At 54.8% G+C, this 13946-nt stretch carries 10 protein-coding genes; all 10 read right to left on the minus strand.

Annotation, left to right across the window (positions count from 1 at the left end; genetic code table 11):
- Window positions 1-2 precede the first annotated feature (2 nt).
- The 10 genes from dnaE to AEAE_RS03850 all read right to left on the minus strand — a co-directional run bounded on the left by dnaE (window position 3) and on the right by AEAE_RS03850 (window position 13835).
- A complete protein-coding gene (gene dnaE / locus AEAE_RS03805) occupies window positions 3-3599 on the minus strand; it encodes a DNA polymerase III subunit alpha (RefSeq protein ID WP_094689793.1) in 3597 nt (1198 codons plus the stop codon).
- A 101-nt stretch (window positions 3600-3700) separates the two neighbouring features.
- A complete protein-coding gene (locus AEAE_RS03810; RefSeq protein ID WP_094689794.1) occupies window positions 3701-4657 on the minus strand; it encodes an RluA family pseudouridine synthase in 957 nt (318 codons plus the stop codon).
- Window positions 4650-5171 carry a signal peptidase II gene (locus AEAE_RS03815; RefSeq protein WP_094689795.1) on the minus strand — a complete coding sequence of 174 codons (522 nt, stop codon included), beginning with the start codon at window positions 5169-5171 and terminating at the stop codon, window positions 4650-4652. The genes AEAE_RS03810 and AEAE_RS03815 overlap by 8 nt, the downstream gene beginning before the upstream one ends.
- 204 nt (window positions 5172-5375) lie before the next feature.
- A complete protein-coding gene (locus tag AEAE_RS03820) occupies window positions 5376-6689 on the minus strand; it encodes a DivIVA domain-containing protein (RefSeq protein WP_094689796.1) in 1314 nt (437 codons plus the stop codon).
- A gap of 138 nt (window positions 6690-6827) precedes the next feature.
- Window positions 6828-7151 (minus strand): YggT family protein, encoded by a 324-nt coding sequence (locus tag AEAE_RS03825; protein WP_094689797.1) that lies wholly within the window; start codon window positions 7149-7151, stop codon window positions 6828-6830.
- Window positions 7152-7165: 14 nt separating this feature from the next.
- A complete protein-coding gene (locus AEAE_RS03830; protein WP_094689798.1) occupies window positions 7166-7651 on the minus strand; it encodes a cell division protein SepF in 486 nt (161 codons plus the stop codon).
- 21 nt (window positions 7652-7672) lie between these two features.
- Window positions 7673-8986 carry a cell division protein FtsZ gene (ftsZ, locus tag AEAE_RS03835; protein ID WP_094689799.1) on the minus strand — a complete coding sequence of 438 codons (1314 nt, stop codon included), beginning with the start codon at window positions 8984-8986 and terminating at the stop codon, window positions 7673-7675.
- 135 nt (window positions 8987-9121) lie between these two features.
- The gene (gene dusB, locus AEAE_RS03840) at window positions 9122-10300 is read right to left on the minus strand and encodes a tRNA dihydrouridine synthase DusB (RefSeq protein WP_094690108.1); all 1179 of its coding nucleotides are present in this window, start codon (window positions 10298-10300) and stop codon (window positions 9122-9124) included.
- Window positions 10301-10555: 255 nt separating this feature from the next.
- Window positions 10556-12070 carry a glycine--tRNA ligase gene (locus AEAE_RS03845; RefSeq protein ID WP_094690109.1) on the minus strand — a complete coding sequence of 505 codons (1515 nt, stop codon included), beginning with the start codon at window positions 12068-12070 and terminating at the stop codon, window positions 10556-10558.
- Between the two features lie 205 nt (window positions 12071-12275).
- Window positions 12276-13835: a S10 family peptidase gene (locus AEAE_RS03850; protein ID WP_094689800.1), complete on the minus strand. Its 1560-nt coding sequence runs from the start codon at window positions 13833-13835 to the stop codon at window positions 12276-12278.
- Window positions 13836-13946 lie beyond the last annotated feature (111 nt).

The raw sequence follows: 13946 nt of genomic DNA on the forward strand, positions 1-13946 counted from the left end.
AGTTAACCCCTGAAGTTTGGTGCGGTATCGTTGAGCTGGCGACGCGGCTTCTCTCGAATGGCTTGGACGCCAAACTGCGACTTAATTTCGGCAAACAGAGACGTATCTCTCTTCACGCGGAACTTATCACCGCATTCAATCTCCACTATAGAACCATCCTGCTTGCACACCTTCAACACCAGAGGCGACAAGCCCGGGAAGGTTGCCGCAATATGGCTCAAATGGTTCATTCGGTGCATATCCAGCTGGTTAGGAGCCAGGTAGATTTCCACTGGACGAGAATCCTCAGAGCTGACATCGACGACCTGTAAATCTTGAGCGCGAAGAGAGACAGACTCGTCACGAACGTCCGGCATGCCGAGGATCTGCACAATTTCATCGACGCGCAAGTCTTGAGCGCACTTTTCGTAAGCTTTACCGAAGAAGAGGCACTCCAGCGACGACTCCAAGTCCTCAATGGAGACGATCGCCCAAGGATTACCACTCTTCGAAATTCGCCGATCGACACTCGTCACCATGCCAGCGACGCGCAACTGCGTGCGATCGGCCATGCCTGAAGCCTTCTCCTGCAACTCAGCGATGCTCATATCACGCAAACCAGCCAAAACAGAAGCCATGCCCGAAAGCGGATGGTCGGAAACGTAAAGGCCGAGCATCTCGCGCTCAAAGTCGAGCTTCGTCTTCTTATCCCATTCGGCAACATCAGGAATAACAATCGTGGCATCACCCAAAGCGTCGTCACCAGCGTCATCAGCGTCAGCGAAGAGGTCAAACTGACCCTCCGCCTGCTTGCGACGAATCGGGATGACCTGGTCCAAAGCAGACTCATAGATCAAGAAGAGCGCGTGACGGTTCGGCGAAATCGAGTCGAAAGCGCCACCCTTAATCAGCGATTCGAGGGCACGACGGTTCAACACTTCGAGAGGAACGCGACGAATGAAGTCGAGGAAGTCAGTGTACAAGCCCTCCTTACGCTCCTCGACGATGCCTTCCACCACCTTCTCGCCCACATTGCGCACTGCTGCGAGGCCGAAACGCACGATCCGGCCGACTGCGGAGTAAGCAGCCACAGACTCGTTGACGTCTGGCGGCAAAATCTTGATGTTCATGCGGCGAGCTTCGCTCAAGTAAATAGCTGTCTTCGTCTTATTCGCAGCTTCACCTTGCAGCAATGCTGCCATGAACTCGACAGGGTAATTTGCCTTCAGCCAGGCCGTCCAATAGGACACCAAAGCGTAGCAAGCCGAATGCGCTTTATTAAACGCATAGCCAGAGAATGGAACCAGAATATCCCACACCGCTTGAGCGGCTTCCTTGGAATAGCCATGTTCCTTCATACCTTCGAAGAACGGCACCTGCTCGTGGGCCAGAACCTCGGGCTTCTTCTTACCCATTGCACGACGCAGAACATCTGCCTCACCCAGCGAGTAGCCAGCCAAGATTCGAGCGGCAGACTGCACCTGCTCCTGGTAGACGATCAAACCATACGTCTCATCCAGCACCGGAGCCAACGGTTCAGCAACCTCGGGGTGAATTGGGGTGATCTCCTGCAAACCGTTCTTACGACGCGCATAGTTCACATGCGAGTTCATATCCATTGGGCCTGGGCGGTACAGGGCGATCAATGCCGAAATATCGTTAAAGTTATTCGGCTTCATCTGGCGCAGCAGCGAACGCATACCATCCGAATCGAGCTGGAACACGCCCAGAGTATCGCCGTTGGAGAGAAGGTCGAAGGTCTTCTTATCGTCCAGCGGCACATCCTCAATGGTGAGCTTCGGGCCACCATTCGCCTCAATATTGGCGATGGCGTCGTGAATGGTCGTCAAGTTGGACAAGCCCAAGAAGTCGTTCTTCACCAAGCCCAAAGTTTCGCACGTATGGTATTCGAAAACGGTGGTAATCGTGCCATCCGAGCGTTCCATCAAAGGAGAAACATCCGTGATGGAAATATCCGCCATGATGGTCGCGCAGGCGTGAACACCCGTCTGGCGGATCAAACCTTCGAGGCCGCGAGCGCGGTCGATAATCGCTTTCGCATCGGGATTCGTGTTGTACAAGTCGCGGAAAGGCGCACCTTCGGCATAATGCTTGCTCTGCGGGTCGAAAAGCTCCTTCAAGCTCGGGTCTTTACCGTTCTTACCGCTCGGCAGCGCTTTGGTCAGCGTATCGCCCATGGAGAACGGATAACCCATAATACGAGCGGCATCCTTCAAGGCCTGCTTGGTTTTAATCGTTCCGTAAATCGTGCACTGAGCAACATTCGTGCCGCCATACTTGTCGTTGACGTATTGCAGCACGCGCATGCGGCCCACTGGGTCGAAATCGATATCGATATCCGGCAGGGACACACGTTCTGGGTTCAAGAACCTCTCGAAGATCAGGCCGTGGCGCATCGGATCGATTTCGGTAATGCCCAAGGCGTAGGCGACCATAGCACCACCTGCAGAACCACGGCCAGGGCCGACCTGGATGCCGTTATTCTTCGCCCAGTTCACGTAGTCTGCCACGACGAGGAAGTAGCCTGGGAACTGCATCTGGCAGATCACACCGCACTCATAATCTGACTGCTTGGCCACATCCTCCGGCACGCCTTCGGGGTAACGCCTTTCCAAACCCTTCTGCACATTATGTAGGAAGAGCGAGGTTTCATCCCAGCCGTTCGGGCAATCATACTTTGGCATGTACGCGCCATCCGTATGGTCGTCGAACATCACGTTGCACCGCTCGGCAATTTCGAGCGTGTTATCGCAGGCATCCGGGAATTCCTTGAACAGCGAGCGCATTTGCTCAGCGCTCTTGATGTAATAGCCGGAACCGTCAAACTTGAAGCGGTTCGGGTCATCCAAGCGTGCACCGGAGTTGATGGCGAGCAAAGAATCCTGTGCGTCTGCATCCTCTTCAGCAACGTAGTGAGAATCATTGGTGGCCAACAGTGGAGCGTTAATATCGTGCGCGATGCGCAGCAGGTCTTTGGTCACGCGCTTTTCGATGCTCAGGCCATGGTCCATGAGCTCGATGTAGAAGTTCTCTTTGCCGAAAATATCCTGCATGAGGCGAGCCCAGCGCAAAGCTTCGTCATACTGGCCGAGCCTCAAACGAGTTTGAATAATTCCCGAAGGGCAGCCAGAAGAGGCAATAACACCCTCATGGTAGGTTTCGAGAACCTCTTGGTCCATACGAGGCCACTTACCCAAGCGACCCTCCAAACTGGCCACCGAGCTTGCCTTAATGAGGTTGCGCAAGCCTGTGTCGTTTTCTGCCCACATCGTCATGTGGGTGATGGCACCACCACCGGAAACGTCGTCACCGGCGGCAATCTGTTCAGCGGTTCCCCAATGCACACGAGTGGTGTCCTGACGGGCTGTTTCTGGGGTCACATAGGCCTCAATGCCGATGATCGGCTTAACTCCCATATCCACGGCCGTGCGCCACATTTCGTAAGCGCCGTGCATATTACCGTGGTCAGTTATTGCCACAGCAGGCTGACCGAGGCTCTTGACGCGAGCCACGAGGTCAGGAACCTTCGACGCACCATCGAGTGTCGAATAGTGCGTGTGGTTGTGCAAATGTACAAAACTGGAGCCAGATTCAGACATAGTCACTACTTTAGTTTTCTCTCTTCCTCGGCCAGCTGAACAGCGGTGAAAATCTTCAGCAATAGCGGGTATAACCGGCGTGCCTTACTTGCTGGCGTGCCTTACTTACCCATCGCGTAGTCGCGAGCAAGCTTGGCCTCATGGTCCTTCTTCAGCGTTTCCAGCGCCTTCTCCAGGTCAAGCGGGTAGTGCGACCTCACCGTCATCCACACTCTCGTGCGCGGGTGGCGGAAGGTCAGGCTCATAGCTTGCAACCATTGGCGTTCCAAGCCCAAATGCTCGCTCATCTGCGGGTTAGCGCCGTAGAGAGGGTCGCCGACAAGAGGGTGACCAATCGAGCTGAAATGCACGCGGATCTGGTGGGTACGGCCCGTCTCCAAGTTCACTTTCACATGGGTTGCGTTGCCAAAACGCTCAAGCACGTCGTAATGGGTAATCGCTTCCTTACCCACCGGCGACACGGAGAAGCGGAAAGTCGAGGTTTTATCGCGGGCAATGGGCGCCTCGATGGTGGCGTGGTCCTGCTTGAGGTTACCTTGGCATACGGCCTCATAAATTTTTGTCACTTCGTGAGTGGCAAACTGACGGCGCATCTCAATATAAGCAACATCAGATTTGCACACCAGCATGACGCCGCTCGTACCCACGTCCAAACGAGAAACAATTCCTCGACGTTCAGCGGCTCCCAGGTGTGTAATGGGCACTCCCCTGCGCAGAAGCGAACCCAACACGGTTGGGCCAGTCCACCCAGCGGATGCGTGCGCGGCAACACCGACAGGCTTGTCGACCACGATAACATCCTCATCTTCGTAGAGAATATCCATTTCACTGGCTAATGGCTCTTCTGGCTTCTCCTGTTCTTCTTTCAAGGAGAGGATGAGAATATCCTCGGCCATGAGGCGCGTTGACTTCGTCAAACGCGGTTTATCCATGCTAATCTGGCCGTCAGTGATGAGCTGATCCGCCTGAGCGCGGGAAATGCCGAGCATTTTAGCAGCGGCAACGTCAAAGCGAGAGCCAACCAAGCCATCAGGAACAGGAATCAGCTTCTCACTCATGAGCCTGCTCCCCGTCCTGTTGCGAATGGGAGAAGGCATCCGTGCTAATCAGAATGACAATCAGGATGGCGGCGAGAGTGAGGTAGATATCAGCGACGTTACCCACCGACCAGCCGTAATCAATCATGTCGACGACTTTACCGTCAAACACGTGCTCGGCGCGGAATACACGATCAATAATATTGCCCAAGTCGCCAGCAAAAGCCAAAATGAGCGCAACCCTCCACGCGGGCTTTTTCGCTGACAAACCGTAGTAGAGAATCACTCCCGCAGCGATGAGGGCGATGAGAGTGATAATCCAGGTGGCTGCTGAGCCAATTCCCAAAGTTGCGCCCGGGTTGAAAAGCAAGCGCAAGCCGGGCAGGTGCTCGCCGAAAGGCTTGAGAGTGTACGTGAGCGAGAGATGGCGAATGGCCAGGAATTTTACGATTTGATCGGCTAACACCAGAACGGCAGACCAGAGAATAAAAGGTAGTGCAGTTCTCAGTGTTATGGCGTTGGTTTTTTTCGTCATTCGTCCTCCTCTACTACCTCGTCCTATCCTAGCCAGAGGAAGGGCAAAAGAAAAAGCGAGGAAACAACATTTCCTCGCTTTAACCGTATTCACACTGCTTCAGCAGGTTTGCCGTCGTCGTAAGCCTCAGATGTGTGTCGGCTTTCCTGGACGTCAGCGACAAACTGAACTGTTAGGACGAGCTTCAGAGCGGAAAGCTGAGCCTCAGGCCTGCTGCTTGTTCTCCGCCTGTGGGTCATGCTCCTCATCGTAGTTGTTGGAAACAGAAACCTGATCCATCAACTGACCCAAGAAGTCCTTCAGGCGAGAGCGATACTCGTTCTCAAACTTCTTGAGGCTGGTGATGTTGCCCTGGATAACCTGAGAATCTTCGTAGAGCTTGGCCTTGACGTTCTTGGAGTATTCGTCGGCGTCGGTACGAGTCTTGTGGTCGTAAGCCTGAGCGTCCTGGCGGATCTCTTGGACATAAGCTTCGGCGTCGGCGCGCTGCTGACGGGTTTCCTCGTCGGCCTGAGCGCGCACACGCTGAGAGTACTGGTCAGCGTTACTACGAGTGCGCTGCGAGTAATCATCAGCCTGAGCAATAGTCTCGTCATGCTTCTTCTGAGCTTCGTCGATGAGCGACTGGCGAGTGGACTCACCCTCGGCAACAAGCTGTGCCTTCTGAGCCTTGCCCTTGTCGACATACTGATCGTGCAGCTGCATAGCCAAAGCGAGCATGGCAGTTGCCTTCTCTGGCTCGGACTCTGCCTTGCTGCCCACTGCGGTGATCTTCTGCAAAGAATCCGTCTTCGGGCTTGGCTCGTTCTTCTCGAGTTGAGAACGATAATTCTCTTCACGCTGGCGAGATTCAGCAAGCTGCTTCTTGAGCTCCTCGACCTGAGCACGAGCGCTGGCTTCGTCCTGACGCAGAGCGTCGAACTGGGCGAGCTTGGTATCAGCTTCCTGTGCCTTGCGCTGTGCGGCCTCCAGCTGAGCGGTAGTCTCAGAGTGTTCTGCAACCAGCTGCTGACGCTCAGTGTTTGCCTTCTCCAACTGCTCACGCAGAGAGCGGATCTGGTTGGTGAGAGTCTGCGTGCCTTCCTGGCCCTTAGCAGCCTGGTCGGTCAGCTCGTCCAGCTGAGAGTTGAGCTGGGTAACCTGAGAATTGAGCTGATTCACCTGGTCCTGCAGACGAGTGCGCTCACCAGTGAGGTCGGCAATCCGCTTCTGTGCGGACTGCAACTCATCGGAGGAGCCAGATTCCTGAGCCTGGCTTGCCTTGCTCTGTGCTTCCTGCAACTGCTTTTCCAAGCGGGCGTTTCGCTCAGTGAGCTGACCGATCTTGGCGTTGAGCTCAGCAGTCTGAGGAGACAGACGGCTGGTATTGTGTTCATTCAGCGCATTCTGAGAAAGAGCGTCGACAGTTTGGGTCACTTCATCGAGGAAAGTATCCACCTCATCGATGTCATAACCCTCGCGGAACCTCGTCGTATTGAACCTGTGGTTCCTAATGTCGTTCGGAGTCAGCAATGCCATGTGCTTCCCACCTTCCGTAGCCTGTAAATCCCTTGGTCATGTGACAAAGGAACCTATTCACTAAGGCCTAATTTAACACGAGAGCACGTAAAATGTGCGATTTCGTGCGTGAAAACCCAATAAATCACTTATCCCATTCTAGAAAAGCAAGCCGAAGAGCAGTGAGCCTGCCATATTCCACAGCCACTGTCCTGCACCCACAGCAATCCACCACACGAGGTAAGCGAGGTCCAGGTACATCCCGCCCAGAGGAAGGGAAGGAATGAAGCGGCGCAGAAGGCGAACTGGCGGCTCGGTGAGCTTGTAGAGCACACGGATGATTTTCACCATGAAAGGTGGGAAGACGGGACGTGCGAAGAAGACGATCCAGTCGATCACCACTCGTGCCACCAGCACGAAATAGTAGAGCGAGAATACAGCGTTACCTAAACGCAGGATCCTCGAAAAAACAAAGGGAAGCATGTGCTACTTTCAGCTCACTCAGCGTCGAAAAGGCCCATGTTCTTATCATGAGCAGTGGAATCAGAAACGGAAACCTGAATGCCATGAGGGCTCAACAGGAATACGCGGTCCGTCACCCTCTCAATGGAACCTTGCAGGCCGAAGACCACACCCGAGGAGAAATCCACAATGCGGAAAGCCAAGGTGTTGTTGAGCTTCGTCAGGTTCATAATCACGGGGATACCCTGGCGAATTGCCATGCCAATCTTTTGAGCGTCGTCAAAAGAGTTCGGCGTGATCGCGGCAATCTGGGCCGTAGGCGTTGCAGCGGGCTGGTAATCCATATCAGGCTTCTCCTCAGAACTTACAGATGGAAGGGCGGCTTGAGTTTGCGAGTAGGAAGTAGTGAAGTCAGGCTCCTGGTAATCGGAGTAATCCTGCTCCTGCTCTTGTGGCTCGTCATCTGCCTCGCTCACATCGGCGAGGCCCATCATCGAGAGTGCTTTCTTAAAACCGCCCATGTTCTCACCTCAGTTCATCATTCAGCGCAGGAATGGAGGGATGTCGATATCACCCGTGGTGTCAGCAGCTGGCTCAGTATGCTGTGCTGGCATCTGCACCGAAGAAGGAGCAGACTGATAACCTGCCTGCTGAGCAGAAGCCGAAGAAGCAGAAGTGCTCGACGAAACTGCAGAGTTCTCGTCGCCGCCCAGCTGAATTGGCTTGATGCTCGGCACCTCAGGAGAAGAAATTGCGGAGTCGGGCTGGGTCGTTGCAGCGCTGCTTGGCTTCTCCCCTGCGATCAGAGGCTGATCGGCGTCCTCCTGAGGAGTCTCCGAGTCGAAACCAGCAGCGATGACGGACACGCGAATCACATCGCCCATATCAGGGTCGAAGGTCAAGCCCCAAATAATCTGAGCTTCTGGGCTGGCCTTCTTACGAACCAGGTCCACCGCTTCGTATACTTCCGGCAGCTGCATATCCTCAGAACCAGCGATGTTAATCAGGATGCCATGAGCACCGTCAATGCTGGCTTCGAGCAGAGGCGAAGTGACGGCGATTTCGGAGGCGTGAATGGCGCGATCCGAACCCTTGGACTGGCCGATACCGAAGAGTGCGGTACCAGAATCCTTGAGAATGGTCGTCACATCGTTGAAGTCGACATGAATGTAGGCGTTGGAGTTGATGAGCTCGGTCACCGACTGAATGCCGGAGAGCAGAGCGCCGTCAGCAGCCTTGAAAGCGTTCAAAATGGTGATGTTCTTATCGGCCAGCGAGCTCAGGCGGTCGTTAGGAATGACGATGAGAGCATCCACTTCCTTGCGCAGAGCTTCGATACCGCGGTCAGCAGATTCGGCACGACGCTCGCCCTCGAACTTGAATGGACGAGTGACAACACCGACAGTCAAAGCACCCTGGCTGCGGGCTGCGCGAGCAACCACTGGAGATGCTCCGGTACCCGTGCCACCGCCCTCGCCGCAGGTGACGAACACCATATCGGCACCCTGCAAAGCTTGGCGAATGTCGCTCTCGTGGTTCAGCGCTGCCTGGCGGCCCTTCTCTGGGTCAGCGCCAGCGCCCAAGCCTCGCGACGTCTCATCAGAAAGGCTGATCTTGACGGTTGCCTCATTGCGCAACAGATCGCGAGCATCCGTGTTGATGGCGACGAACTCGACGTTCTGCCATCCCTCCTCGACCATGCGGTTGATAGCGTTACCGCCACCGCCGCCCACGCCAACTACCTTGATAATCGTCTTATCGTTGAGTTCTTTATTATCAAGATCCTGGGTGCTGATGCTGTCATCTGTCAGATCGCTGGGGGTGAATCCCTCTTCCTGGATGTCCTCGCTCACCATTCGCTCCTGTCCTCGGCAGACACTACTAAGCTCAACTGTAACGCAATATCAGGCCTTTATGCGCCGCAAATCGCTCAGTTTCTTATAATTCTCAGTTAGCTTTCAGTTTTGTGCGTTTCGCTGGTATCGCTCGTGTCAGTAGCTCGCGTCCAGAGGGTCCTCGCCAAACAAAATTTCTCGCTCTTGCTTGGTGGTGAACCTCGAATCGAGCCATCCTTGAGGCAAATGAACTTTCTTTTGGTAACGAATACGGCCTCGAGGAGCATCCTTGAGCTGCTCGGCCATTTCGATGCTCGGGTCAAGCTCGTCCAAAACGGCATTCAGCTGGGCCACATTTTCGCATTTCATAAGATTGACACGAACGGCAGAACCCACCGCATAACCCTTGAAATACCACGCGATATGCTTGCGAATATCGCGCACGGCCATGCTTTCATCACCGTTGTAAAACTTAACGAGCATCTGCACATGGCGCTTGATCACATTCACCACATACCCCAAATTCGGGTTAACGCGCTCATCTGAGCCGGCGAAGGCGTGACGAATATCTTCAAACAACCATGGCCTGCCTTGGCAGCCGCGGCCGATAGCAACACCGTCACAACCGGTGTAGGAGACCATATCCAAAGCGTCTTGCGCAGAGAAAATATCACCATTACCGAAAACAGGAATGCTCAACTCTTGCTTAAGCGCAGCAATATCATCCCAGTTGGAGTGGCCACCATAATACTCAGCAGTGGTGCGCGCATGCAAAGTGACTGCCGCAGCGCCTTCCTCTTGGGCGATATGACCTGCTTGCATGAAAGTGAGGTGGTCGGCGTCAATTCCCACACGAATCTTCGCCGTCACAGGAATACCTTCTGGCTCGCAAGCCTTCACGACGCGGCGAATATCCTCGCGGAACAGATCCTGCTTCCACGGCAGTGCCGAACCGCCACCGTGACGGGTGATCTTAGGCACGGGGCAACCGTAGTTGAGGTCGATATGGTCAGGGTGCACCTTATCAATAACCAGCTGTACGGCCTTCTCCACCCAATCCGGGTTCACACCGTAGAGCTGCAGGGAGCGCACCTTCTCGCTGGGAGCGAAGGTGGCGAGCCTCCACGCCTTGTCATTATTGGCAACGAGTGCGCGTGCGGTGATCATCTCATCGACGTACAACCCGTCTGGGCCATACTCTTCGCACAGTACGCGGAAAGGCCAGTTCGTCACTCCTGCCATTGGAGAGAGAATAACAGGTTGGTTGATGGTCAAGTTCCCCAACTGCACGGGCTTGAGTTGAGGGGCAGCCTGAGAGGCATGAGAAGTCTGCATGGCGTCTACATCGAAATTGCCGCGCTCAAACTGTGCTCTGGCGTGGCTGGGCAGCTTTTCCTTGACGACTGACTCTTCCTTCCGCAGTTTGCGCAGCATCTTCTTACGAGCCAGTTCGTCCTGTTCATTTTCGAAGCTCATGATTCTCCCTTATGCGTCAACGTCCCTATTGTACGGAAAAACGAGAAAAGGCTTTGCCCAAAGCAAAGCCTTTTCGTTCACCGTACTGACAATCTTGTGAGATTATCAGCCCGATTATTCGCCCTTGACTTCCGTAACCTGGACAGGTGTGGACTCATCCACACCAGCCTCAGCGTTGACATCGCTCGAGCCGTCAGCACCAGCATTGCCAGTGATGTCGAATGGGCCCTGAGGAATGCGAACACGCTTCTCGGAAATACGGTCGCGCACATAGTCAACAACCGCATCAATGTTGATACGACGCTGTTCCATGGTGTCGCGATCGCGGACGGTCACGCAATGGTCGTTTGGAGTATCAAAGTCAACAGTGATGCACACCGGAGTGCCAATCTCATCTTGACGACGGTAACGACGGCCGATAGCGCCAGCCACGTCGAAGTCGATATTCCAATCGTTTTGACGCAGGTCAGCAGCCAGATCCTCAGACAGGGAGAGCAGAGGCTCCTTCTTGGACAGTGGCAGAACGGCGGCCTTCACAGGAGCGAGACGAGGGTCGAGGTGCAGCACGGTGCGCTCATCAACACCACCCTTGGTGTTTGGTGCCTCATCGACGTCATACGCATCGACAAGGAAGGCCATCAGGGAGCGGGTCAGGCCGGCAGCTGGCTCGATAACGTACGGCGTGTAACGCTCACCAGTCTTCGAATCGAAGTAGCTCAGATCCTTACCCGAATGCTCGGAATGCGCCTTGAGGTCGAAGTCCGTACGGTTAGCAATACCTTCCAGCTCTCCCCAATCCGAACCGGTGAAACCGAACTTGTATTCGATATCCACGGTGCGCTTGGAATAGTGGGCGAGCTTGGCCTTCGGATGCTCGTAATGACGCAGATGAGCAGGGTTAATGCCCAGGTCGGTGTACCAGCGAGTACGGGTGTCGATCCAGTACTGATGCCACTCTTCATCGGTGCCCGGAGTGACGAAGAATTCCATCTCCATCTGTTCGAACTCACGGGTACGGAAGATGAAGTTGCCTGGGGTGATCTCATTGCGGAAAGACTTACCGATGTTGGCGATACCAAACGGCGGCTTTTCACGGCTGGACTGCTGAACTTGCAGGAAGTCCACGAAAATGCCCTGAGCGGTTTCTGGACGAAGATAGTGCAAAGAGTGCTCATCTTCGACAGGGCCCAGATTGGTGCGCAGCATCATGTTGAAGTCGCGAGGCTCCGTCCAGTTGCCGACAACACCGCAGTTCGGGCAGGAAATATCCTTCAAACCGTTCTCAGGCTCGTGGCCGTGCTTGTTGGCATAGGCTTCTTCCATGGTGTCCGCACGGAAGCGCTTGTGGCACGAGAGGCATTCGATCAGTGGATCGTTGAAAACTTTGACGTGGCCCGAGGCAACCCAGACGTCTGGCGGCAGGATGATGGAGGTGTCCACACCTTCCACATCACCGCGCGTGGTCACCATAGAGTGCCACCACTCATGCTTGATATTGTCCTTCAAGGCGACGCCCAGAGGGCCGTAATCCCAAGCAGAACGGGTACCACCGTAAATTTCACCTGCTGGGAACACAAATCCGCGACGCTTCGCGAGAGAGACTACTGCATCCAGTTTTGATTCAGCCACAGTACATCCTTTGTTCTGGTGGAAAACCACCTGCGGGTTAACGGCCTCGCCGGATGCGAGGCGCCAGAGCACCGCTCGACTCAGTTAGACTAACGCCCAGAGAAGACGGACTCCCCTGGGCGTAGAAATCAACACGAGTAGGGCCTAAGGTACAGCCTAAGGTACGACCTCAGGTTCAGCCTTCCGTACGGCCTTCCGTACGGCCTCACTTCAGTGGAAGCTCTGGCCTCTCATTGAGTGCACTCACATCTCCTGGAGCAGCCGCATAGAACTTCTCCATCGTCTCGTACAGGTGTGGAAGCGCCTGAGGAGCGGTGTAGAGCATGTGGCCTGCTGGGTAGTAGCTAAAGGCAACATTGTGACGCAATGGGCGCGGCAACTGCAGGTGGTCAATGTCAAACTCAGTTTGGAACATCGGCGTGCACAGGTCGTAATAACCGTTGCCGATCATCACCTTCAAACCTGGCTCATGCACAATGGCAGTAGCGAGGTCTTCGATAACGCGCGGGAAGGGGAAGTAATCCCAATCACCATACACGCCGTATGGCTTCTTATGGTGCCAATCCCAGCTCTTGCCTGGCTCGCGAGATTCGAGGTCGAGGTCAGCAAAGTCGCGACGCAAATCGCTGGACTGCCAGCCCAACTCTTCCTTCAAGTACTGCTCGCACAGGGCAACATAGTGAGGAGTAATGAAAGCGTCATCAGCCAAGAAAGTCTCTTCACTAGCAGCTTGATCGAGGTCATAACCCGTGACGCGCGAATCATAGAGGCCGACAACCTGCGAGCTTTCGCGCAGAAGCTCCTTGCTGAAGCGCTCTACACCCACCCTGAGGTTGGACTTGCGGACATAGTCAGCAGACAAGCCAGTCAGGTGAGCATATTCACTGGCCACAGCGTTGAACTGTTCCTCGGAAAGCGAATCGCCCATAGCCAAGGCTGCTCGGTACGCGCCGTTGGCGAATTCACGAGCGCGCTGAGCTTGTTGCTCAACCGTCAAGCCCCTTCCTGCCAGGCCGTGGTAGAAGGCGGTAGTGGCATAGGTCGGGAAGTAGCCGATGTAGAGCTGGTCGTCGTTGCTGAAGGTGTGTGCGTAGTCGAGAATATTGGAAATAAGTGTCACACCACTGAGTGCGCAACCGTCTTCCTGCAACTTCAAGCTCAGGGCTGCACCGCGTACAGTACCGTAGGATTCGCCGAAGAGGTATTTCGGAGAGTTCCAGCGATTGTATTTGCTGGCCCAGCGGCGAATGAACTGGCTGAAGGCAGCTACATCGCCGTCTACACTCCACAATTCTTTCTTTGCGGCCGGGGCAATGCGCGAGAAGCCAGCACCCGGAGCATCGATAAAGACGAGATCGGTAAACGGCAGAAGCGTGTACTTGTTGTCCACCAGCGAGTAGGGAGCTCCATGGCCGCTCACCACTTCGCCGGTGTCGATGCGGCGTGGGGCGAAGGAACCCATGAGCAGGAAGGTCGTTGCCGAACCTGGGCCGCCGTTAAAGATGAAGGTCACGGGGCGCGTAGGGTCAGGGCTACCCTGCTCGTCGAGCTTGAGGAAGTCGACGTGGAACATAGAGGCTGCTGGTGCAACGCTCTTGGTTTCGATGCTCAGCGTTCCTGCGGTTGCACGGTAGCGGTAGCCGGCGAGTTCGTGCTCACTGGTGACGTCCTTGTCGGCTGGCAGAGGGCGATCTTCTGGCTTGACGTTCTTCTTCTCGTCTTCCTTCTTTTCCTCTTGCTTCTTCAGCTCTTCGCTTTCAGCCATACTTTCTCTTTTCTCCTGGTCAGAGCAGTTCTGTCGCTTGAGATTATCACTGCTCTCGCTATTGTGTTGTGACAATTTCACCGCGGCTGTGTTTTCACGAGATTACACCCG

The organism is Aeriscardovia aeriphila (genome assembly GCF_002259595.1).
Taxonomy (GTDB): Bacteria; Actinomycetota; Actinomycetes; order Actinomycetales; family Bifidobacteriaceae; genus Aeriscardovia; species Aeriscardovia aeriphila.

Coding starts and splice junctions, on each gene's coding strand:
- ftsZ (WP_094689799.1), bottom strand. CDS start 8,986: ATGGTGAGCGAGGACATCCAGGAAGAGGGATTCACCCCCAGCGATCTG.
- AEAE_RS03830 (WP_094689798.1), bottom strand. CDS start 7,651: ATGGGCGGTTTTAAGAAAGCACTCTCGATGATGGGCCTCGCCGATGTG.
- AEAE_RS03810 (WP_094689794.1), bottom strand. CDS start 4,657: ATGAGTGAGAAGCTGATTCCTGTTCCTGATGGCTTGGTTGGCTCTCGC.
- AEAE_RS03825 (WP_094689797.1), bottom strand. CDS start 7,151: ATGCTTCCCTTTGTTTTTTCGAGGATCCTGCGTTTAGGTAACGCTGTA.
- dusB (WP_094690108.1), bottom strand. CDS start 10,300: ATGCAGACTTCTCATGCCTCTCAGGCTGCCCCTCAACTCAAGCCCGTG.
- AEAE_RS03820 (WP_094689796.1), bottom strand. CDS start 6,689: ATGGCATTGCTGACTCCGAACGACATTAGGAACCACAGGTTCAATACG.
- AEAE_RS03850 (WP_094689800.1), bottom strand. CDS start 13,835: ATGGCTGAAAGCGAAGAGCTGAAGAAGCAAGAGGAAAAGAAGGAAGAC.
- AEAE_RS03815 (WP_094689795.1), bottom strand. CDS start 5,171: ATGACGAAAAAAACCAACGCCATAACACTGAGAACTGCACTACCTTTT.
- dnaE (WP_094689793.1), bottom strand. CDS start 3,599: ATGTCTGAATCTGGCTCCAGTTTTGTACATTTGCACAACCACACGCAC.